Raw genomic sequence first — 22,133 nt, 5'->3', positions numbered from 1 at the left:
GGAGCCCCATGCAATCCATCGAAACCAACGGTCAACTGAGAGTCGCGGCGGCGCAGCGGCCACAGGCACGGGCGTACTGGACGGCGGTCTTCGCCACCCCCTGGGAGCGTTCCGCGTTCCCAAGCGAACCGCACCTGACCAGCAGCACAACCAATGAAATATTTTCCCTCCCGGCAGAACTGGACGTGCAGTTGCAGCGGGTCTCGCGCTCCGATCCAGACGCGCTGCACGCCCTTCTGGCCGCTGGCGTCGCGGCACTCCTCTACCGCTACACCGGTCACGCTGACTTGGTAATCGGCCAGCCGCTGCGGCCCGCCGGACCGGGCGACGTACCAAGCACCTTCCAAGACGCCGTGCCGCTGCGCTTTCAGGCCGACGACACCCTGACATTTCGGCAGTGGCTGGAGCAGGCGCGGCAGGTGACCGTGGCGGCCGCCCAACATCAGGACTACCCGGTCGCGGTGCACCGCGATCCCGCCGAGCCGGATCAGGCCGCGCCTCTCTTCGACGTGGTGATCGGCACGGAGGGGCTGCACCGCCCCACTCCGGCCGCGGGTCTGCACCTGACCTTCGTTCCGCAGACCCGTGCCCTGCAGATCGGTGGCCCGGTCAGCCCGCAAGGGGCGGCGCGGCTGGCCCGGCACCTGTTCGCGCTGCTGACCGGGGCACTGGCGGCGCCGGACGCGCCGCTGACCGAGGTGACGCTGGTCACGCCAGACGATCAGACCCTGCTGGACGCAGTGAATGACACGGCGGCGCCCTACCCGGCAGCGCGGCGACTGGACGAACAGTTCACCCGGCAGGTGCAGGCCACACCGGACGTGGTGGCGGTTGTTACGGACGACGGCAGCCTGACCTACGCGCAGCTGGACGCGCGGGCCACCCGGCTCGCCCGGACGCTACAGGGTCGCGGCGTTCAGCCGGGCAGCACCGTGGCCATCGCAGCGCGCCGCTCGCCCGAGATGCTGGCCGGCATCCTGGCGATCCTCAAGGTAGGCGCGGCGTACCTGCCGGTTGACCCAAGCTACCCTGACGCGCGCATCACGTACCTGCTCGAGGACAGCGGCGCGACGCTGCTGCTCACCCAGCAGGGCGTGCTGCAGTCCGCCCTGCCGCCTGCCGTGCAGGTACTTCACTTGGACGACCCGCTCAGCTACTCGCCGGACGCCTCGGCGCTGCCGGTGGTTGGCACAGCGCGGGACGTGGCATACATGATCTACACGTCCGGCTCGACGGGCGCCCCCAAAGGCGTGCTGGTCGAGCATCACTCGGTGATGAACCGGATCGCGTGGATGCAGCGCGCTTACCCCCTCACGCCCGCGTCCGTGATCCTCCAGAAGACGCCTACCTCGTTCGACGTATCGGTCTGGGAGCTGTTCTGGTGGTTCTTCGTTGGGGCGCGCGTGTGCCTGCTCGCCCCAGGCGGTGAACGCGATCCCGAACTGCTGGTGCGCACCATTGAAACCCAGGGCGTGACCACCCTGCACTTCGTGCCGTCCATGCTCCAGGCGTTCCTCACATACGTTGACGCGACTGGCGCCGCGGGGCGACTGGCGTCTTTGAAGCAGGTGTTCGCCAGTGGCGAGGCGCTAGGCGAGCATCACATGCGGCGCTTCAATGCGCTGGTGCACGCGGTGACCGGCGCGGTGTTGGTGAACCTCTACGGGCCGACCGAGGCCACGGTGGACGTCACGCATCAGTTCTGCACGCCGGACCTGCCGGGCACCGTGCCGATCGGCCGTCCCATCGACAACACGCGCGTGTACGTCGTGAACGGCGCGGGGCAGGTGCAGCCTGTCGGGGTGCCTGGGGAGCTGTGCCTCGCGGGCGTGGGGCTGGCGCGCGGGTATCACCGGCGCCCAGAGCTGACTGCCGAGCGGTTCATACCTCTTGCTGACGCCGGAGAGGACCGTGTCTACCGCACCGGGGACCTGGTCCGCCTACAGGACGACGGGGCGCTGGCGTACCTGGGCCGCATCGACCATCAGGTGAAAGTGCGCGGATACCGCATCGAGTTAGGGGAGGTTGAGGCGCAGCTGCGCTGCGCGCCCGGCGTCATGGACGCTGTGGTGCTCACCCGGCCGGGCCAGGACGGTCAGGACGTGCTGTGCGGGTATGTGGTGGGCGACCCGGATCTGGACCCCAGCGCGCTGCGCCAGCAGTTGGCCGCGGCTCTGCCGGACTTCATGGTACCGGCGCACCTGACCGTCCTGGAGGCCTTCCCATTGACCCCGAACGGTAAGCTCGACCGCCGCGCCCTACCAGACCCAGAACACGCGGCGGGGGTGCCGTACGCTGCGCCAGAGACCGAGCAGCAGGCGGCGCTCGCCGCAATCTGGCAGGATGTGCTGGGCGTAGAGCGGGTTGGCATCCACGATAATTTCTTTGCGCTGGGCGGCAACTCCATTCACTTCGTGACCGTGCTTGCCCGGGCCCGCGCGCACAACCTGACCTTCACATTCCAGCAGCTGTTCGCGCACCCGACTGTCGCGGCCCTGTGCGCGCACTTGGCGCAGGCGCCACATGGGCCGCAGGAGCAGCATCAGGCGCAGCCGTTCGAGCTGATCAGCGAGATCGACCGCGCCCGACTCCCGGCAGACCTGGAGGACGCGTACCCACTGTCCATGTTGCAAGAGGGACTAATCTTCCAGAACGAACTGACGTTCGGCACCGCGCAGTACCACGACATCATCAGCTACATCATCCAGGCGCCCATCGACTTGGAGCGCTTCCGCGACGCGGCGCGGCTCTTGGTGCAGCGCAACCCCATCTTCCGCACGAGCTACCATCTCACCGGCTTCAGCCAGCCGCTGCAACTGGTACACCAGGAACTGCCGTTGCCACTGTTCACCGCGGACCTGCGCGGCCTGAGTGCCGAGGAGCAGGACGCCTGGTACCAGCAGTGGTTACGAGATGAGAAAGCGCACCGATTCGTGTGGGAGGACGGCGGCCTGGTGCGGCTGCACCTGCACGTGCTTGGTGACGGCCTGTGCCGCTATACCCTCAGCCAGCACAACTCAGCGCTGGACGGCTGGAGCATCACGCTGGTGCACACGCAGCTGTTCGGGTTCTACCACCAACTGCTGAGCGGCGATCTGGTCACCGCGCCCGCCGTGGACAACCACCTGCGCAACTACATGGGCCTCGAACGGCAGGCGCTCGCCAACCCGGACAGTCAGGCATTCTGGTTGAGTGTCTTAGACGGCGCGCCCTTCACGCACCTGCCCCGCTGGTCGCCAGAGCAGGATCCGGGCGGCGCACTGAACGTGCAGTTCCATGACGTTCACCTGCCCCGCGCGCTGTCCGACGCGATCCTCTCGCTGGCTGAACGCCTGAACGTGCCGGTCAAGACGGTGCTGATGACCGCCCATCTGAAGGTCCTGAGCGTGCTGTCCGGCGACTCAGACGTCATGACCGGCTATGAACACAGCGGCCGCCCGGAGGTGGAGGGGGCCACGCAGGCCATCGGGCTGTTTCTGAACACCGTGCCGTTCCGGGTGTCAGCCGCGCCAGGCCGCTGGTCGGACCTGATCCGCCGGGTGTACGACGCAGAAACCGCGCTGCTCCCGCACCGCCGCTACCCGATGGCGCGCATGAAACAGGATTTTGGCACGCAGGACATTCTGTTCGAGACTGCGTTCAACTACACGCACTTTTACCTCCTTAAGGAACTGAAGCGTCTCCCAGAGTTCGCGCTGCTGGACGTCCGCGCGAACTCCGAGACGGAATTCGTGCTGCGCGCTGAGTTCTCACGGCATTTCTTCACGGACGACGTTCGCCTGAGTCTGCACTTTCACGACCATGTGTTCACCCCGGCGCAGGTGGAGCGCATGGGCGGGTACTACCGCCGCGCGTTCGAGCTGATGACCGCTGACTTGAATGCGGAGCACGGCGGCGCGAGCCTGATTGGCGAGGCTGAACGTCAGGCCCTCCTCATCTCCGGCGCGCCCATCCTGGACACCGCCGGGCAGTTGGCGCCGGTCGGCACACCCGGTCGGCGACCCGGCCACGCGAGCCGGGTCCGTATGCTGCCTGGAGGCGCCCTGGAGGCCGCGCCTGCTGAGGGCCGCATCTTCCATCGGGGAACGGCCACCGCCGCGGTCCAGGGTGACCACCTCCCGCCTGCCACCCCCACCGAGCAGCGCATTGCGGCCGTCTGGAGCGACCTGCTGGGCGTCCCGTACGGGTCCATCAGTGCCACCGACAACTTCTTCGACCTCGGCGGGAATTCCTTGGCGGCCCTGCGGGTGGCGCTGCTGCTGGAAGGGCGCGTCACGCTGCTGGACGTGATGCGGCACTCCCAGCTGAGCACCCTGGCCCGGGTGGCCGACGAGAAAGCAGCGGCCACCGCACAGATCCTGCACCGCGTCAGCGCGGCGGACCTCCCGGTAGACCGCACGCTGATCTGTGTGCCTTATGCAGGTGGCAACGCGATCAACTTCCAGCCGCTGGCCCAGGCCCTCCAGGCGCGCGGGGCACGGGTCGCCGTGTACGCTGTTGACCTTGCCGACGCCCAGCGCGCAGGCCCAGTGGACGTGCCCGCGCTCGCCGCGCAGCTGCGAGACGTGATCACCCGTGAAATTCAGGGCCCCGTCCTGCTGTGGGGTCACTGCGTGGGCTCAGCCGTCGCGGTTGAAACTGCGCGCCTGCTGGAAGAGGCAGGCGCCGAGGTGGAGCGCGTCTTCGTCGCTGGGAAGGTGCTGGCTGGACGCGCCCAGACCCTCTCGGGCGTGGAGACCATGCAGGCCATGTCGGACGCGGACGTCCTGGACTACCTCGTGACCGCCACTGGCTACGCGGAACTCGACGGGGTCGCCGCCGACGTGGGCGCCACCATGGTGCGCCGCTTCCGGGACGACGCGGTGGGGGCCAACCAGTACCTCGCCACGCTCAGCGAACACTGGGCGGACCGGTCGCTGCGCGCGCCACTCACGGTCGTCATAGCGCAGGACGATCCCCTCACTCACACTGAATTCGCCCCGGACGCCGCGTGGCACACCTGCGCCTCCCACGTCACCCTGCATACCCTGGAGCGTGGCGGGCACTACTTCTGCCGCACCCAGCCGGCGCAGGTGGCGGCCCTCATCGCCTCTACCTCCGCCGCGGCGCCCGCCGTCCTGGCCTGACAGGAGCCCCATGACCACCTCTACTTTCCCAGCCGGCGCTCCTTTCCCTGTCTTGACGCCCCGCGCGGCACTGCGGCAGGGCGTGCGGGCCATGTCACCCTTCTTGGTGTCTGCTTTCCCGATGGGGCTGATTGCAGGTGCATTCGGTGTCACCAGTGGGTTACACCCGCTGGAGACCTTTGGTCTGGCCGCCCTGACGAACTCCGGCACGGTGCAGTTCATCGGGATTGCGCTGCTGCGGGACGGCAGCACCGTCACCGCGATCCTGCTGACGTCCCTGATCGTCAGTCTGCGGATGCTGATCTATGCCGTGATGCTGCGCCCCCATACGCAGGGCCTCTCGCCGAGGTGGCGGGCCCTGCTCGCCTTCGGGCTGATCGACGCGGTGTTCTTCACCGTGATGGAGCGTTTCAAGACCCCCGAAGGCCAGCAGCCGTCCTGGCCGTGGTTCTTCGTCGGTGCGTCCAGCGTCATGTACGTCAATTGGCTCGCCGCGACCGTGGTGGGCATGCTGATCGGCGAAGCCCTCCCAGATCTCATCAAGCACGGCCTGGATTTCCCGATGACCGCTATCTTCGCCGCAATGCTCGCCTCCACCCTGGGCCACTGGCGGGCCTGGACGGCCGCCGCCACGGGCGGACTGGTGGCGCTGCTCACGCACACCCTGCCCTATAACCTGGGCCTGATCGCCGGTATTCTCGTGGGCGCGCTGGTCGGCGTGCTGTGCGAACAGATCGAGCAGCGCCGCGCCCACGGAGGAACCCCATGACACCGACCCAGACTGCCCTGCTGATCGTGGCCATGGGCCTCGTCACATTCCTTCCCCGTTACCTGCCCCTGGTGCTCTGGAAAGACCGCGCCCTGAGTGCACCCGTCAAGGCGTTTCTGGGGTACGTGCCGCCAGCGGTACTGGCCGCCATTGTCGTGCCCGCACTCTTGCTCCCCAGCGGCGAGTGGACTGGCCTGCGGGGGGCAGCCCCGGCCCTCGCGGGGGGCGCGGCCACCCTGCTGCTGATGCTCCGCACGAAGCAGTTGTTGCTGGCCAGCGGCGCCGGCATCGCCGTGTTCTTTGGCTTGACGTTCCTGCTGCAGTGACCAAGCGGTTGGGTCAAGCGCTCCACTTGCAGCGCTTGACCCCGCAAGACCTAGAAGGCGCTAGATGTGACTGACCATTTTCCCACCCATGTTGCCTGGGGCACCAGTCAAGCCGTGCTGGACACCCTCCCGCCCTGGCCGCTCCAACCGTACGAACAGGCCCGGGCAGACCAGTTCCGGCACACGCACGACCGCTACGCCTATGTTGCCGCGCACCGCCTCGCTCGCCATGTGGCCGCGCAGCTGACTGGCATATGCGCCTCCAGACTCCACCTGCAGCAGCGCTGTCCAACTTGTGGAGGCGCGCACGGCCCTCCCTCTTTCCGAGATCAGCCGCAGGTGCAGGTGTCCCTCAGTCATACCCGCTTGGCCGTGGCGGCCGCGGCGTCGCTGCAGCCAGTGGGTGTGGACGTGGAACACTGGGACACTTTCCCGCCAGCCCTGCTTCAAAACGCTCAGGTGTTTCATGTCGAGGAGCGCACTGCGCTGGCCGCCTGCAACGTCCTGAGCCGGCCACAGGCCATGGCACGCCTGTGGACCCACAAAGAAGCCCTGATTAAGCTCGGTGAAGTCCAGTTGGACACTCTCCACCATGTCAATCTCGCCGCATCTGTCGCCCATGTGTGGCCGCCCTCTGGCAAAATGGCAGGCCGCTACACGGCTGCCCAGTGGCAGGACGACCCACACCGTCTGGTTGGCACCGTACTGGTGATTGGCCGCTCTCCAGTCACCTTGACTGTCATCGCTTCTTCAAACCGGTGAGAGCGCTCCACCTCATTTCATTCCGAAGGACTAAAGGGACAACATGTTGACCTATCTGGAATTACCACAAACTACCCCGTGTTCTGGGGCCCCTTCAGATCTTTCTGGCACAGAAGTGCAGCAGAAGCTTTTATCTTGGAGCCAAGCTCAGTTCGAGTGGGGGAACGCATGAGGATCCCTCATGCCACCCTTACGGTTGCTACGGCGCAGTACACCCCCACCCCAGGTGACCTTGTCCACAACGTGGAGCGAACCGTCGTCCTGACCCACGCAGCTGCGCGGCGGGGAGCACGGATTCTCCTTCTCCCAGAACTGTCTCTCATAGGATATGATCTTCCACTGCTGAGTCGCCCGGAGCTCTGGGTGAGTGCGGCGGACGCCCGGCTCTTTCCTTTGAGGGATGCGGCTGTGGCCGATGGCCTGACGATCATTGTCGGGGCAGCGCTGCACGATGAGGTTGGCCGCCCTCGCCTCGCCATGCTGGCTTTCACCCCCAGCGGCGACATTGTGACCGCAGCCAAGACACATCTGCACGGTCAGGAACAGCGCCTGTTTGAGGCTGGGACGTGCGCCCCAACTGTGCTCACCGTAGACGGCTGGCGGATCGCCCTCGCCATCTGTTTTGACGTGGCCTTCCCTGCCCATGCGCTCAGCGCTGTGCAGGAAAGCATGGATGTGTACGCGGTGTCGGCGGTGTACGTCCAGGGTGAGGAGCGTCGGCTGGACCTGCACCTGGCAAGTCGGGCAATGGATCACCGGGTCTTCACCCTGCTTGCCAATCACGGCGGGTCGGGTCTGGGGTGGACCTCCTGTGGCCAAAGCGGAACCTGGAGCCCCACGGGAGAGCGGCGGATGATTGCCAGTAGTGAAGATGCCTTGGTGGTGGACACCCTGGTCTACGGGGACCTCATGCGTTTCCGCTCAACGGGGTAGTGGCAGGGTGTAGGGATAGAGTGACGCGGTGCTGAGCGGTCAAAAGCTTGCGGGCGACCGGTTTCCCCCCGCCGTGATGTGATCCTCTGTCTGGCTCTCCTACTACTTTAGGTGCGGCGGTAAAGCTGAAATGGGCCTCAGGGTCGTAGGGGGAATGCACGCGCTCACTGGTCGGCAGGCATTCTCCAGGCTCTTGCCAACGGCAAGCTTTCGCTTGGCGTTCAAAGTGGTGCGCCCACACCTGCCAAAGGATCTGTACCGTAGGACGTTCCCACAGGACTTGAATTGACCCTCCAGCGTCGTAGGCCTGAATGGCGTCCAGCAGGGCAAAACTGTCCTGCCCCACCTGAATGACAGAGGTTGTGCGGGCCAGCCGGGCGTGCGGCAGATGTTTCTCCTCAATCCGTCATGAGGAGCGCTCGAACCACGCTGGTGGAGCCCCGTCTCGCCGCCAGTCCGGCTCGACGGTGGCGAGATCATTCAATGTGGCCCGCAGCGTTTCGGCGATCAGCTCGGTCAAATGAAGTTCGCGCACCGTCGCCAAAACATGGGGTGAGTCGGTTCGTTGCTTTCCTCGCGCCTTGACCAGCTGTTCTGCTCGACACCGCTCCAACATCAAGTCAAGCAGCAGCGCACACGCGCTGCTGCCTACCAAGCGACTGCGACATTCGAACAGGACACTCAAGTGGAAGCCAGGATCCGTCAATTCTGAGACGAGCGCGTATGTCCAGTGGGTGCGTCCCCGAACCGCATCGGCCGCTTGACGATCACTCAACTGCTCCATGAAGTGCAGTACCGTCACCAAGGCCAGCCGCCAGGGAGAAAACGCAGGTGGGCCTCGACGCGAAGACAGCGTCTGGAAAGATTCATTCCGATACAGCTGCTGGAACGCATCCCGCAGCCTGGTTGCCACTGGGCCCTTGGGAAAGGCAAGCCGGGCCACCTGAGCGGTTTCTTCAGGGATGGGCTCCAGGGGCTGGATGTTCAGGGACATGTGCAGAGTCTGCACCCATCAATGAATTGGCCGACAGGATCTGCATCTCGTCCAGATGCCACCGGGAACCAGGGCGGGGTTCCCGGTGACGGAGACCCCGAGCAGTGAGATCACTGAGGTTGATGCACCTAGTCCGAATGGAGTCATGGGCGACGCAGAAGCCCTGTTCCAGCAGCAGGTCCTCAATGTCACGGTAGCTGAGCGTGAACTGATGGTAGAGCCAGACGGCATAGCCGATCACTGCGAGAGGAAATCGGTCAACAGGAAGCTTATCACCGCGTCACTCTGCCTCAGCAACTTGCGACAACCGCCTGAGGTCAGGCCATCTTCAGCGCAGTGCTGCGCGGTCAATCCGCCACATCTGTACTCCCGCACCTGTGTTGTTTTTGCGCACGACGTAGGTGCCAGAGAACGCTTGCTGCTGACCAGTCTTGAGTTGGGCCGTGACTTTGACGGGCACAGTGGCGTACAGTGAGCCGGCGGCGCCCTCAACCCGCACGGGTCCGGTGATAGCAACATAAGTGGCATACGTTTGAGCAAACCCGTTTTTGAAGGCCGCGTAGCTCTTGCCGCTGTTCTGGCCGTTGCGGTCCCACAGGGCGTAGGCCGCCGCGTAGTCCTTGTGGCCGAGCGCATTGTAATACCTGATGATGACGTCCTGTGGCCGGTTCATGACCTGGGCTTCGGCCGATGACGAGAGCGAAGCCGGCGCCAAGAAGAGCAGGGCTGCCAGGGCTGTATACGGACGTGAGGTCATATTTCTAGGGTGTGGGCACTCCTCAAGTGACCAGTGAGAAGAGACCCAACACCTGTTGGGCTACAGGTCATAGGGTTCAAACAATTTAGGTTGAACCCTTAGCTCTCAACGAGCTGGAATTGAACACGTATAGGTACAGTCAGACCCTTCACAAAAGGCGGCAACCTTTGGCTGACCATTCGTCCATTTGCAAGTTTTTTTCTGTTGGTCTATGGTTGATAAAATTAATTTTCAGGTGCGGCGCCACAGGTTTCTGTGCCTGGAGCGGAGGTCATGCATGAAACGATTCTGGCTTTCCCTTTCGCTTCTTCTCGCCAGCAGTCTTGCCGCAGCTCAAAAGACGACACTGACCATCGAAAGTTGGCGCAACGACGACCTCAGAATCTGGCGTGACACGATCATTCCCGCTTTTGAGAAGTCCCATCCGGACATCCACGTCGTCTTCTCACCCAGCGCGCCCCCGGAATACAACGCTGTACTGGATGCCAAACTGAAGGCGGGCACCGCTGGCGACCTCATCACCTGTCGACCCTTCGACAAAAGCCTGGAGCTCTATACGGCTAAACGGCTAGTAAGCCTCAAGGGTTTGAGCGGCCTGAAAAACTTTGATGCAGTGGCTCGAGCCGCCTGGTCCACCGATGACGGCAAGACGACCTTCTGTATTCCGATGGCATCAGTCATTCACGGGTTCCTGTACAACAAGGCGGTCTTCAAAGAACTGGGGCTGAGTGCCCCTACCTCTGAAGCGCAGTTCCTGGCGCTGCTGGGCAAGGTCAAGCAGGGCGGCAAGTACGAGCCGCTGGTCATGGGCACCAAGGACCAGTGGGAGGCGGCGACCATGGGCTTCCAGAACATCGGGCCGACCCTCTGGAAGGGCGAGACCGGGCGCAAGGGCCTGATCAGCGGCGCGGCCCAGTACAACAAGGGCGGGTTTTTGCAGGCGTGGCAGGCGCTCGCCCGTTGGCAGCCCTATTTGCCGCGTGGCTATCAGGCGTTGGCTTACGCTGACGCGCAGAACATGTTCGCGCAGGGGCGGGGCGCCGTGTATCCGGCCGGCAGCTGGGACATTGGCACCTTCCGGCAGATGAACCCCAAGATGGACCTCGGGGCTTTCGCGCCGTACTCCATTGCAGGTCAGAAGTGCGTGGTGGATGACCATCCCGACATCGGCATGGGCATCAACGCGGCGAGCAAGAATCAAGCCGCCGCCAAGACCTTCCTGAATTGGGTCGCTTCGGACACCTTCGCTTCACTCTACGCCAACGCACTACCCGGCTTTTTCCCGTTGGCGAACGTGAAGTACACGGTCAAAGACCCGGTCGCTCAGGACTTTCTGAAGTGGCGCAGCCAGTGCGGGAAGAGCTTCCGGACCTCGTACCAGATCCTGTCGCGCAATGCCAATCCTAACAACGAAAACGACCTGTGGAATGCTTCATCACAGCTACTCAACAGGACTATGACCCCGCAGGCCGCCGCCGATCTGGTGCAGAAAAATCTCGCCAGCTGGTACGCGCCGCAGAAGGGCAAGTGAATCCAGGCCAACGCGCCTAAAAGGCGCGCCTCCACTGCTTCCATCCGCCGCCCACCCAACCCCTGGGTGGGCGGCGCCCTCTGAAGGAGCCCTATGACTCGACGCCCCCTGCCGTGGCATCTTTTCGTCTTTCTTGCACCTGCTCTGCTGATTTACACACTGGTCATGATCTATCCCATTCTGTCGTCCCTGTGGCTGTCCCTGCAGTCCACGACAGCTCAAGGGGCCGTCCACTTCGCCGGCTTTGAGAATTACGCTCGCCTGCTCACCACAGAGCTCTACGCCCGGCCACTGTGGAAGGCAGCGGCCAATAACTTTGTCTTCTTCCTGATTCACATGCTGGTCCAAAATCCTGTGGGCTTACTGCTGGCGGTGCTCCTGAGCTTCCGCCTGCGGGGCAGCACCTTTTACCGCACAGTGCTGTTCACGCCTACGGTGTTGTCTGTGGTGATCGTCGGTTTCGTCTGGAAACTCATTTTGAATCCCGCATGGGGCGTGCAGCGCGGCCTCTTGACGCCACTCCATTTGGAAGTGCTGGATCAGCCGTGGCTGGGGCTTGAGCACACGGCACTCTCGACCCTGTCACTGATCAGTGTGTGGCAGAACATCGGCATTCCCATGCTCCTCTTTTTGGCGGCTTTGGTCCGGATTCCTGATGAGCTGTACGAGGCCGCTCGCCTCGACGGCGCCGGCGCATGGACTATTTTCCGGCGCATCCAATTGCCGCTGATTCTCCCGACAGTCGGTATCGTAGGCATCCTGACCTTCGTGGGAAACTTCAACGCCTTTGACCTGGTGTATTCCGTTCAGGGCGCCCTGGCTGGCCCAAATTTTGCCTCGGATCTCCTGGGGACGCTGTTCTACCGCACGTTTTTTGGGTATCAGTTGCAACCCGGCGACCCTCACATGGGCGCAGCAGTGGCCGGCTTTATGCTGCTTCTGATTCTGATCGGCCTGTTGCTGTACCTCGTGCTGTGGCAGCGCCGCCTCAATGAGGTTGAGTTGTGACCGCCGCAGATCAAAGTGCGCCAGTGGTCGGCCGCCGCGCTCAGGTGCTGGCTCACGCAGGTCTTCTGCTGTTCAGTCTGCTGGCGACGTTGCCCACACTGCTGATCATCATGAATTCATTCAAGGACCGTCTGAGCATTTTTGCGCAGCCGTTTGCGCTGCCCACCGCACAGAGCTTCACACTCGAAGGGTATAAAACGGTGGCCAGTTCCGCAAATTTCGGCTTGTTCTTTCTCAATAGCCTGACCGTCACGGTTGGTTCTCTGCTGCTGATCGTGCTGGTGAGTAGCATGGCAGCTTTCGCACTCAGCGAATACCGCTTCCGCCTCAACCCGCTTTTGGCCCTGTACCTATCTATCGGCATCATGGTGCCTATTCGCCTGGGGACGGTGGGCATCTTGAACTTGATGGTCAGTCTGCATCTCGTCAATACGCTCTGGGCCCTGATCCTGGTCTACACGGCGCAGGGCATTCCACTGGCGGTATTTGTCCTGCGCTCCTTCATGCAGGGTGTGCCGCGGGATCTGAAAGAGGCGGCCCGGATTGACGGCGCCAGCGAATACCGCGTCTACACTCTCATCCTGCCCCTGGTACGCCCAGCCATCGGGGCCGTGACAGCCATCAGTATGATTCCGATCTGGAATGACTTGTGGTTCCCACTCATCCTGGCACCAGGCGAGAAGACCAAAACGGTAGTGCTGGGGGCAAGCGCGTTTCTAGGGCAATTCGTCAACGATTACAACGCAGTTCTGGCGGCTCTGACGCTGGCCATCGTACCCATTATGGTGCTGTACGCCGTGTTTTCCCGGCAATTGGTCAGTGGCATTACGGGAGGAGCATTGAAGTAAAGTTGTGGCAAGGTGTTGGGGTAGGGTGACGCGGTGTTGAGCGGCCAGGAGCTCCCCGGCGACTGGTTCCCTCTCGCGGTCATTGGGTACGCTGTGTGGCTCTCCCACCGATTGACCCTGAGCGACCGCGATATCGAAGAACTGTTGTTGGAGCAGGCATCTGCGTAACCCGTGAATCTATCCGCACTTGGTGCATCAACTTCAGCGATCTCTTCGCCCAGCGCCTTCGCCACCGGGAACCACGTCGTGGTTCCCGGTGGCACCTCGATGAACTGTACGTGGATGTCGGCGGCGTCAAACACTGGCTCTGGCGGGCGGTCAACGAGCATGGCGCCGTGTTGGACGTCGTGTTACCGCAACACCGAGACACGGAGGCCGCCCAATCGTTCTTCTCCCGGCTGCTGAGGAAGGACGACGTGCCGGAGGTCATCCATACGGACAAGCTCTGGAGTTCTGGTGCAGCCCTTCGGCAAGTTCCTGTGCTCCACAGCGTGGAGCACGTCCAAGTCATCTCCTCCGCCTGATGCAAAAATCTGACCCTGCACTCTCACCGCTCCACACCACGACACGAACGTCAGCAGCGGGGGTTCAGGTCACGACCACGAGCACAGGGCTTTCTCGGGCGTGCACGCTCGAGTCTCGAACATTCACCACGCCGCTCGCTCCACTGTCCGCGCTCGCCATCGTCGTTACCAGCAACAATCTGCGTTCAAGACGTGGCAGGAAGTGGTGCGGCGCGTGGTCTGAACTTCAGACCACGCGCCGCACCTCTGAGCACCAACAACTTGCCACACCCGGTCAGGTGACGTTTCATAGAACCTCGGCGAAGATGTCGGGACGTCGGGGCGAAGAGTTCGGACAAGCGTTTTTCGTTTGATTGGTTCTCTCTCAGTGGTGTCTGAATCAGTAAGGGGCACGCCTTGGCGTGCCCCTCCAGTCCCCAGCCGCCACTGGGAGAGGATTATTTTGTTTCGACGAGGGTGTACTGACCGCTGCCAGCGTACCCATACACGCCCCAGACATACGTGCCGCTGGTCGCGTTGTACGTAATGGTTTCGCTGCTGGAGGGGGTTTCGCTCTCGGCCACGTAGGCCCAGGTCCCGTTCGTGTTCTTTTTCAGGAGGTAGAGATCAAAGTCGGTGCCGGTGGCGCCAGTGAGGGTCGCTTTCAGGGTACCGCCCGCATAGGTAAAGCCTGCTGTGCCGGGCTGGTAGCTGAACTGGCCAGCATTCACGGTGCCGGTGTAGGTCTTGCTGCCGGGGGTCGGCGTGGGATCAGGGTCTGGCGTCGGGGTGGTCCCGCCACCAGGGTTGGTGAACAGCAGTTTGTTCGGGCTGCCATTGAGGTTCGTCAGCTTGCCTGTCGTGGCGGTGTTGTTCAGCGCCGAAGCGACTTGAGCTGGCGTGTAGCTCGGGTTGGCAGACAGGACTAGGGCGGCTGCGCCCGTCACATGGGGTGTGGCCATGGAGGTGCCGTTCCAGTTCTTATCGTCCACCGAGGTATCGCTGGTCCTCACTGTGCTGAGAATGCCAGTCCCTGGAGCGAGGATATCCACACAGGTCCCGTAATTGCTGCCCAGAGGGTTCCCGTTGCGGTCATAGCCCCAGTCCTGCGGATCGGCCCGGCGGTCAGCTTTGGTGGTGGCCCCAACAGTAAATGCATTCGGCGCACTAGCTGGAGAGATCTGGCACGCATCGCCATTGTTGTTGCCAGCGGCTACCGCAATGAAGAGACCCTTGTTGTATGCGTTGGTCACAGCGTCATTGGAGGCCTGGCTGAAGCCGCCACCCAGGCTCATGTTCGCCACTGCCGGGCCACTCTTGTTGCTGACCGCCCAATTGACACCCGCAATGATGCCACTGTTGGAACCAGAACCGTCGCACCCCAACACCTTGACAGCGACCAGTTTGACACTCTTCGCCACACCATAGGTCGTGCTGCCGACCGTGCCCGCGACGTGAGTGCCGTGGCCATTACAGTCCGTGTTCTGACCGTCACCTGTCTGGTTGATGCCCCAAACGGCACGGCCACCGTACTGCTGGTGAGTCGTCCGGATCCCAGTGTCAATGATGTACGCCGTCACGTTGCTTGCCGTGACATCGTAAGTGTACGTGCCGCTGAGCGGCAAGCTGCGCTGATCAACACGGTCAATGCCCCAGGTGGCATTGGACTGCGTCGCACTCGCCGTGAAGGTGGAGTCCTGCTCAATGTATTTCACACGGGGATCACTGCGTAGCGTTTGCAGGTTCTGCGCGCTCAGTTTGGCGGCAAAGCCGTTGAGGGCCGCCCCGTAGACGTGCTGAATCGTCACGCCCTGCGGGTTCAGACCAAGGCTGCTCACCAATCCGCCGGCACTCTGCACGGACAGATTGCTGACAGCGCCTTCACTCAGGACCACGATGTATTGGCCAGGAATGGCTGCAGGGTTGCTCGTGCCCAGCAAAGGGGCAGCTGTACGCGTCACGGTCGTCGGCAGCGAGCCTTGAAGTTTAGGCTGAGCAGTGGGCTGCTGTGCAGTCGGGGTCTGTTGTCCACAAGCAGCAAGGAGCAGGGTCAAGCCAAGGGTTCCAGTAGCGAGCCGTACATTCATATGAGCCTCCAGACAATTGTTCACTGAGCGAACAAAAGGGCCACCGCAGGTGCAGTGCAGGAAAAACGTTGTGGTGACGACGTGAGTGTAGATGTCAGCAAAGTGTGAATAAATTAATATGTATAGGCAACTTTACCGATAAAGGATCCTAGAGCCAAGATAATTTCATTCATCGAAAAGAATGACTTAGGATCTAATGACCTTCATCAGCACGCCTGGAGCACCTGATGCAACAAGTGCCGAAATCACTCGTCCTTACTTCTCTACTCCCTCTGACCCAGGTCATTCAGCATCCTTTCCCGTGCACTGAGTTCTGCTCACCCAACACTGGACTTATGAAGTTGGCGACTGCTGCTGGCCGCCGTATCTCGCGTTCCAGTCTCGGTGATGAAGCATCTACACCTCTGCGCGCTCCGCAGAACGCCTGCTCAGCCAGGCCCAGGGCCTGGGGGGCAACCGGGTCATGGCCACCGGTCAGGGATGAGCCGGCCAGAAGGTCACGAACAGGTAGACTTGTCGTCTGAACGGGGTCAGCCGACCTTACCCCCTTCTGCTCTGAACACAGGCCTTTCCATGTCCCCTGCCCAGTCCACCAACCCCTCCGACGATCCGGCCGTGCCCACGCTGGAGCGGCCCCTCTATCTGCTGACATTTTTTACGGCCAAGGAACCGGTCTGGACCCTCTCAGGGCTGTCGAGGGCCAGTGGCCTGCCCTCCGCAAGTTGTCTGCGCGCCATCCGGGTGTTAGAGAAATATCAGTTCCTGCGCCGTGACCACATGCAGTACCGGCTGGGCAGTCAGCTCGTTCGGCTCAGTGCCAACGCCATGGCGTCCTCGCCCTCGCGCCGCCTCGCGCTGCCCCACCTGGAGCACCTGCACCGCCTGACGGGGTTGGCGGTCAGCTGGTCTGTGCTGGAAAGCCAGGAAGCCCTCACCCTGGAGGTGGTGGCGTCTCCAGAACACCCCGCCGAACGGGTGCAGGTGGGCGCCGCGCTGGATCTGTCGGCGGGGGCGGTCTCACGGGTGCTGCTGGCCTTCGCCCCGCAGGAGGTGCGGCGCAGCGTCCTGGCGAGCCTCTGGGCCGAGCACCCACACACCCGCCCACACCAGGAGCTGCTGGATGGCCTGACCCGCAAAGCCTGGCTGGCGCTGGAGGTCAGCCGGCAGCCGGCCGACCGCTGTGACCTCGCGGCCCCAGTGTTTCAGGGGGACGGCCGTCTGGTGGCGTCTATTGGCCTGGAGCGCTCGCGCAGCACGCCTCCGTCCCGGGCTGTGCTGGAACAGGAACTGGGCCTCTTGAATCAGGCGGCGCAGCGGATCTCACGTGACCTCGGGTACACGCGGGAATGGCAGGGCGACCCGGCGTTCTTTCTCCAGATTCTGGAGAGCGTGAATGTTCTGGCGTTCACAGAGGCGTCCTCGGTTGGGAATGACCTCGTGAATTACCCCATCTGAAACCTCGTTTGGGGATCACTCCTTGACCGGGTCAGCAGCTCTCAGAAGGCAAAAAATGGAGACGGTATAGCTCGAGACCGTCTCCATCACAATTGAGCCGTCATCCGGCTTCTTCACCACTGGGCCAGACGACACTCCAACGACCGCAAACAGTATTCGCATCAGAGGGGGAGTAACGCCCTGCTGGTCGCCCTGTTGCTCAGCCGTCTGCTGTTCAAATACGTTCCCATCCATCTGGTGGAGCATCTTGAGGGAAGATCGTGTCGATCTTCCCTCCTGCACGCAGGCGTACACTCATACGGATTCCCTTTGTTTCGTTGACAAATCGGGAAAACGCCGATTTGCCAACTCCACGTCCGGAACCCGTTTTTCTCCTTCTCGCTCCGCTCGGATTTCATCGTTTTTGCAAACGATTCAATCGGAGTCCGTATCAGAGGCAACGGCTGCTCGAACAACTTAAAGCGATGACCAGCCCGTCACAGCGCTGTGCAGAAGTGATTGTCAATTCCATGCACTGCCCGTCTGCCGGCCCAAGAGGGGCAACCGGTGCAGGTTCCCCAGAACTCGGTGGGGCTTTGGGACGCAGAGCGACGTCTACAGACATAAGCTTCATGCATGGATAACCCCATCTGGTGACATCGTGCAAGAGCTGCTCTACCGAGCGAACCTGCAAAATACGACTGTGAGCTCTGAGCTCAGCCAGCGGTGGCCGACTTCGGCAGGCCACCCAGCATTAGGGATAAGGTGTACTGCTGCCTGGGGGATGTGTTCCCATCAAAGAGCACTGCCCGGTACGACACCAGGTGGCGGCCAGTCTGCCATGCGAGAACGCAAAAACGCATTGAAGCGGTCGTTGATGGAGTGGTGGAGGCCCAGACCTGCTCCGTTCACACCAAGACGCCACGCTCACTCCGACGGCGTGTCGTCCTGGCCATCCTCGCGCACAATTTCACACCTCCCTCAACGGCGTTCTGGCCTGAATCAGGATCAATTTGCGGCCTCTTCCACCCGGAACGGGAGGTACTCAGGTTGCCAGAAACGGCGCTCGACCAGTTCCAGGAGAGCCGCATCGTCCAAAGACCACAAGCTGAAATCAGTCGCCACTCCATCCCGCAAGGCCTGCCGGATGACCGCGACTGCCACCTGCACGCTGGCGACCCCCAATTGGGACACGGGAGGGTAAGTGCGGCCCGGCCACTCGCGCGCTGTGTAGTCGGCCAAGGCGTAGGCGGCGGCCGTCACCATCTCATCGGTAATCTCGCGCACGCCAGCCAACACGGCACCAAACCCCAGGCCTGGAAAGATAAAGGCGTTGTTGCCTTGACCGATGTCATGTGTGATTCCCTTCAGCGTGACGGGTGCAAATGGGCTTCCAGTGGCCACAATGGCTTGCCCACCGGTCCAGCGCAAGATGTCTTCTGGGAGCGCTTCTGTGTTAGCGGTGGGATTCGACAGCGGGAAAATCAAGGGCTGGGGGGTATTGACATGGGCGGCGCGCACAACAGATTCGCTAAAAATGCCCGCTTGCCCACTCAGACCGAGTAAGACGGTGGCGCGACTCTGGTGCACGACACTTTCGAGATCCAGGCCACTCCAGCCCGCCACCAGTGCCTTTGGCGTGGCCAGCGCCCGTTTGTACTCTTCCATCGGCCGGTCATCGGTGAGCAGGCCACGCGAATCCAGCACAAAGACGCGCGCGGCCACGTCCTCGGGCGTCAGACCTTCGCGCCGCAGGCCTTCCCGGATGGCTGCCGCCACGCCTGCGCCCCCAGCACCTGCACCGTGGACCACAATGACCTGATCGCGCAGCCGCTCGTTCTTGGCGCGACAAGCGTTCAACACCCCAGCCAGGACCACCGCACCGGTGCCCTGAATATCGTCATTGAAGGAGGGCACCACGCGGCGGTACCGGTGCAGCACGCTGAAGGCCGCGTCTTTGGAGAAGTCTTCCCACTGGATGATGGCTTTGGGATAGCGGGCCAAGGTCGCCTCTACAAAACGGTCTAAGAACGCCAGGTACGCTTCGCCGGTCAGGCGCTCGTGTTTCACCCCCAGATACGCCGGGTCGGCGCGCAGGTCAGCGCGGCCAGTGCCCACATCCAATTCGACGGGCAGCGTCTTGTCAGGGCCCACCCCACCCGCCACCGTATACAGCGACAGCTTGCCAATCGAAATCGCCATGCCGCCAAAGCCTTGATCGCCGATCCCCAGAATGGCACTGGAATCGGTCGCGACGATAATGCGTACGTCGTTGAGAGGCACATTCGCCAGCGCCTGATCGGCGCGGCCGATGTTCCGAGTCGACAGCGTTAGGCCGCGTGGATACCGGTAGATCCGGCTAAATTCCTGCACCGCCAGGCCCACTGTGGGCGTGTAGACCACTGGCAGCATCTCCTCAATGTGCCGGGACAGCAGTGCATAGAACAGCACCTCGTTGCGGTCTTGCAGGTGACGCAGGAAGATGTGCTGCTCCAAGGGGTCACTCAGGCGCTGGTAATCGGCGTACTGCCGCTCTATCAATTCGTCCAGTGTGTCCACTTGCGGCGCCAGCAAGCCGTCCAGCCCCAGCGCTTGGCGCTCGTCTTCAGTGAAAGCAGTGCCTTTGTTCAGCAGGGGAAAGCGCAGCAGGGAAAAGCCCCGCACCCGTGGATAGAGGGCGGGGTGACCGCTCAGATCGCGGCGCACGTCGTAGTGGTCAGTCAGAGGCAAAAGTGCGCGGGTCATTGGGGGTTCTCCAAGGTCAAGGGGTGGCGATGAACGGATAGTACAAATGGAAATCACACTCTAAAAATGGATCGGGAGTTGTTTCAATAATCGGGTACCGAAGTCCTATGTCTCAAACGTCTCTGGGAAGTTAAATGGATGTGTATCTTGCACGAAGAGATAAAAATCTCCGCGCATGAGATTCAGCGTAGGGCGGTTTCAAATACGAGCTGTAGAATGTATAGATTAGATCTTGGCAGATTTTATCTGTTACAGACAGACCGTATTCCGAGGACATCAGTTCCACTCAGTTGATACATTTCACCGAGAGCATTCAGATTTCCTGAGTAGGATCCCTGAGGCTCGGCCCTTGCGCTGACGTAAGATGGGGAATTATTCATGATGTAGTCATAGTCATCCGATGACCAATCAGAACTCCTGACAGCCACGGAACAGTCGACACCAACGTGTTTTTGCAATGAGATAGGTCAGAGCCGACCTCCACTCAATTGGCCACAATCCCTTCAGCTCACACCTGAATTCACTGGCGTCCCTCAAGCGGAGTTGCACAGACCTGATTGCCGCCTAGACCTTGTGCCTGGCTGAGCAGACGACTGCTCACCCGCAGCATATCTTCTGCCTGCGACCAGGCCAGGGTGGTGCAACAGCCAGCACTCGCCGTAACTCGCAGAGCAGGGGATGACGGCCACCTTAGGGCTTGGACGCGTTTGACGAATTTCCGCACTTGTGGCGCCACCTCACGGCTCGGCAACGTTGATAGCATCAGAAAGGTCAATGCATTTGCGGCGGGCAGCAGAGTAACAGTGTCATACGCCGTCGCCAACAACTGCTTCAGAGTGGTCTGCACTGCAGAGAGCGCTTCTAGAGGCACACGTTCGGAATGGTCAACCGCCAGCACCACAACAGCAAACGGCTCAAACCGCCGGCGCGCTCGATCAAAGCCATCCTGCAACTCCTGCTGCACCACAGCCAGCGTTGTGTTATGTGCACTGTCACCTTGACTGGACGCCTGCCGAGTCCCAGCAAATTCAAACCCAAAACTCTCGATCTGAGTGAGTTTTCTCTGGTGGTGGTCTTGTAGAGTCTGAAAGGCAGTCTCTGCCTCTTGACGTTTGACTTCATAGGCCCGCGCAGTGTCAATCTCTCCTTTCGCTTCGAAAAGGTGAACCAGACGTTGACAAGCCAGTAGGTGGTCTTCTGTCGGGAGGGCCAAGCCAACATCCAGAATCGCGTGCAGATGGAAACAAGCACGATCATCTTCGCCTAAACGCAGCAGAGCATCGGCAAGAAGCAGATGGTAACTGGAGGATTTGTGAAACCCTCCCAGCTCGCTGACCAGACGAAGCGCCTCTCGCAAGGCCAGGATTGTAGCTTCAAAATTTTGAAGGTTGTATTGAATTTGCGCGTAAATCGCAAGACTACCGGCTAAAATCTTCTTATCCTGGAGGTGTCTGGCCTGGTGGATAGCCTCCTCCGAAGCAATTTGCGCTGCGTCGATCTCACCAAGCGCCGTATAGGTTTCTGCCAGATTCAAAGCTGAAAGCATCACGCCGTAGAGACGTCCTTGAGAGTTCGCCACTGCATAGGCCTCCTTGTGATACGCCAGGGCCTCTTTCCAGAGACCAAGACACATACAATTGACCCCAATGTTGTTGACTGCATAAAACTGGACATCAGACCGACCTGTTGCTAAGGATAATTTGAGAGAGCGTTGATGATAGGATGCTGCTGCCGCATGTTCGCCCAGCTGATCATAAATCAAAGCAATATTGCTCAGCACGGAGCTCAGGAGCCATAAATTGTCCGAGACAGCGCTGACTCCTTCACATCTCAGAAATGAGCGGAGCGCTTCATAAAATTGTCCGCGCGTCACATCAATGATGCCACGAGCATGCCAGAGTCGGGCGAGAACATAGGCGTCCTTGCTGCGTTCAACAATGATTTGTGCTTCGCTCAATCTGTCAAGTGCATGTAGATTGTGGCCGAGGCGTTCAAGATTCATTGCCTCGGTAATCAAAGCCAAGGCCTGAGACGGAGCGTCATTGTACTGGTCAGCGAGTGCAGCAGCCTCCCGGCAAAGATATACACCCAGCTGCGCATCGACATCACGGTACAAAAAGGCCAACTCTAGAAGGAGGTTCAGCCGAACATGACCTGTGGAGAGTTCCATCTGTTCACGGAGAGCGGCCAACTCTTCAATCATTGACTAACCTCTCAGGGGTAGCCGTAGGCCAGCACACCTTGACGGGTTCTAAAGGCGTGATCAACACAATAACGCAGGCCGCCAGACATGCTGGCAACCCGCGTTCC

General features: G+C 61.5%; 14 protein-coding genes and 3 pseudogenes. 12 read left to right on the top strand and 5 right to left on the bottom strand.

Annotated elements, in window-relative coordinates; translation table 11 throughout:
* Nucleotides 1–8: 8 nt before the first annotated feature.
* The 5 genes from K7W42_RS15605 (at nt 9) to K7W42_RS15585 (ending at nt 7,916) form a co-directional block, all read left to right on the top strand.
* The gene (locus K7W42_RS15605; protein ID WP_224575760.1) at nt 9–5,126 is read left to right on the top strand and encodes a non-ribosomal peptide synthetase; all 5,118 of its coding nucleotides are present in this window, start codon (nt 9–11) and stop codon (nt 5,124–5,126) included.
* A gap of 10 nt (nt 5,127–5,136) precedes the next feature.
* The gene (locus K7W42_RS15600) at nt 5,137–5,895 is read left to right on the top strand and encodes an AzlC family ABC transporter permease (protein ID WP_224575759.1); all 759 of its coding nucleotides are present in this window, start codon (nt 5,137–5,139) and stop codon (nt 5,893–5,895) included.
* On the top strand, nt 5,892–6,221 hold the full coding sequence (locus K7W42_RS15595) for an AzlD domain-containing protein (RefSeq protein ID WP_224575758.1): 330 nt from the start codon (nt 5,892–5,894) through the stop codon (nt 6,219–6,221). Before K7W42_RS15600 ends, K7W42_RS15595 begins: the two co-directional genes overlap by 4 nt.
* A 66-nt stretch (nt 6,222–6,287) precedes the next feature.
* Nucleotides 6,288–6,983 carry a 4'-phosphopantetheinyl transferase family protein gene (locus K7W42_RS23300; RefSeq protein ID WP_224575757.1) on the top strand — a complete coding sequence of 232 codons (696 nt, stop codon included), beginning with the start codon at nt 6,288–6,290 and terminating at the stop codon, nt 6,981–6,983.
* Between the two features lie 168 nt (nt 6,984–7,151).
* On the top strand, nt 7,152–7,916 hold the full coding sequence (locus tag K7W42_RS15585) for a carbon-nitrogen hydrolase family protein (RefSeq protein WP_224575756.1): 765 nt from the start codon (nt 7,152–7,154) through the stop codon (nt 7,914–7,916).
* 406 nt (nt 7,917–8,322) lie between these two features.
* On the opposite strand, the gene K7W42_RS15580 is transcribed toward K7W42_RS15585, so the two are convergent.
* Both K7W42_RS15580 and K7W42_RS15575 read right to left on the bottom strand, forming a co-directional pair.
* Nucleotides 8,323–8,910 (bottom strand): transposase, encoded by a 588-nt coding sequence (locus K7W42_RS15580; protein WP_224575755.1) that lies wholly within the window; start codon nt 8,908–8,910, stop codon nt 8,323–8,325.
* 328 nt (nt 8,911–9,238) lie between these two features.
* On the bottom strand, nt 9,239–9,667 hold the full coding sequence (locus K7W42_RS15575) for a hypothetical protein (RefSeq protein WP_224575754.1): 429 nt from the start codon (nt 9,665–9,667) through the stop codon (nt 9,239–9,241).
* Nucleotides 9,668–9,944: 277 nt separating this feature from the next.
* Between K7W42_RS15575 and K7W42_RS15570 the strand changes: the two genes are divergently transcribed.
* From K7W42_RS15570 to K7W42_RS15555, 4 genes and pseudogenes are all read left to right on the top strand, one after another.
* Nucleotides 9,945–11,198 carry an ABC transporter substrate-binding protein gene (locus K7W42_RS15570; protein WP_224575751.1) on the top strand — a complete coding sequence of 418 codons (1,254 nt, stop codon included), beginning with the start codon at nt 9,945–9,947 and terminating at the stop codon, nt 11,196–11,198.
* Between the two features lie 93 nt (nt 11,199–11,291).
* Nucleotides 11,292–12,206 carry a carbohydrate ABC transporter permease gene (locus K7W42_RS15565; protein WP_224575749.1) on the top strand — a complete coding sequence of 305 codons (915 nt, stop codon included), beginning with the start codon at nt 11,292–11,294 and terminating at the stop codon, nt 12,204–12,206.
* Nucleotides 12,203–13,054: a carbohydrate ABC transporter permease gene (locus K7W42_RS15560; RefSeq protein WP_224575747.1), complete on the top strand. Its 852-nt coding sequence runs from the start codon at nt 12,203–12,205 to the stop codon at nt 13,052–13,054. Before K7W42_RS15565 ends, K7W42_RS15560 begins: the two co-directional genes overlap by 4 nt.
* A 36-nt stretch (nt 13,055–13,090) precedes the next feature.
* Nucleotides 13,091–13,801 (top strand): annotated as a pseudogene (locus tag K7W42_RS15555) (IS6 family transposase).
* 214 nt (nt 13,802–14,015) lie between these two features.
* Here K7W42_RS15555 and K7W42_RS15550 read toward each other — a convergent pair.
* Nucleotides 14,016–15,644 (bottom strand): S8 family peptidase, encoded by a 1,629-nt coding sequence (locus K7W42_RS15550; protein ID WP_224575745.1) that lies wholly within the window; start codon nt 15,642–15,644, stop codon nt 14,016–14,018.
* A gap of 573 nt (nt 15,645–16,217) precedes the next feature.
* Here K7W42_RS15550 and K7W42_RS15545 point away from each other — a divergent pair.
* The 3 genes and pseudogenes from K7W42_RS15545 to K7W42_RS23450 all read left to right on the top strand — a co-directional run.
* Nucleotides 16,218–17,099 carry an IclR family transcriptional regulator gene (locus tag K7W42_RS15545; protein WP_224575743.1) on the top strand — a complete coding sequence of 294 codons (882 nt, stop codon included), beginning with the start codon at nt 16,218–16,220 and terminating at the stop codon, nt 17,097–17,099.
* A 189-nt stretch (nt 17,100–17,288) separates the two neighbouring features.
* A pseudogene (locus tag K7W42_RS23455) lies at nt 17,289–17,394 on the top strand (IS982 family transposase); the annotation flags it as partial.
* A gap of 136 nt (nt 17,395–17,530) precedes the next feature.
* Nucleotides 17,531–18,035 (top strand): annotated as a pseudogene (locus tag K7W42_RS23450) (transposase family protein); the annotation flags it as partial.
* Between the two features lie 51 nt (nt 18,036–18,086).
* On the opposite strand, the gene K7W42_RS15540 reads toward K7W42_RS23450, so the two are convergent.
* Together K7W42_RS15540 and K7W42_RS15535 are read right to left on the bottom strand one after the other, a co-directional pair.
* On the bottom strand, nt 18,087–19,823 hold the full coding sequence (locus K7W42_RS15540; protein ID WP_224575742.1) for an NAD-dependent malic enzyme: 1,737 nt from the start codon (nt 19,821–19,823) through the stop codon (nt 18,087–18,089).
* Between the two features lie 520 nt (nt 19,824–20,343).
* On the bottom strand, nt 20,344–22,026 hold the full coding sequence (locus tag K7W42_RS15535) for a tetratricopeptide repeat protein (RefSeq protein WP_224575741.1): 1,683 nt from the start codon (nt 22,024–22,026) through the stop codon (nt 20,344–20,346).
* Between the last annotated feature and the right edge of the window lie 107 nt (nt 22,027–22,133).

The organism is Deinococcus betulae, from assembly GCF_020166395.1.
GTDB classification, from domain to species: Bacteria; Deinococcota; Deinococci; order Deinococcales; family Deinococcaceae; genus Deinococcus; species Deinococcus betulae.
Note: the sequence above shows the minus strand (reverse complement) of the source record. Positions and strands in the feature narration are given on the sequence as shown.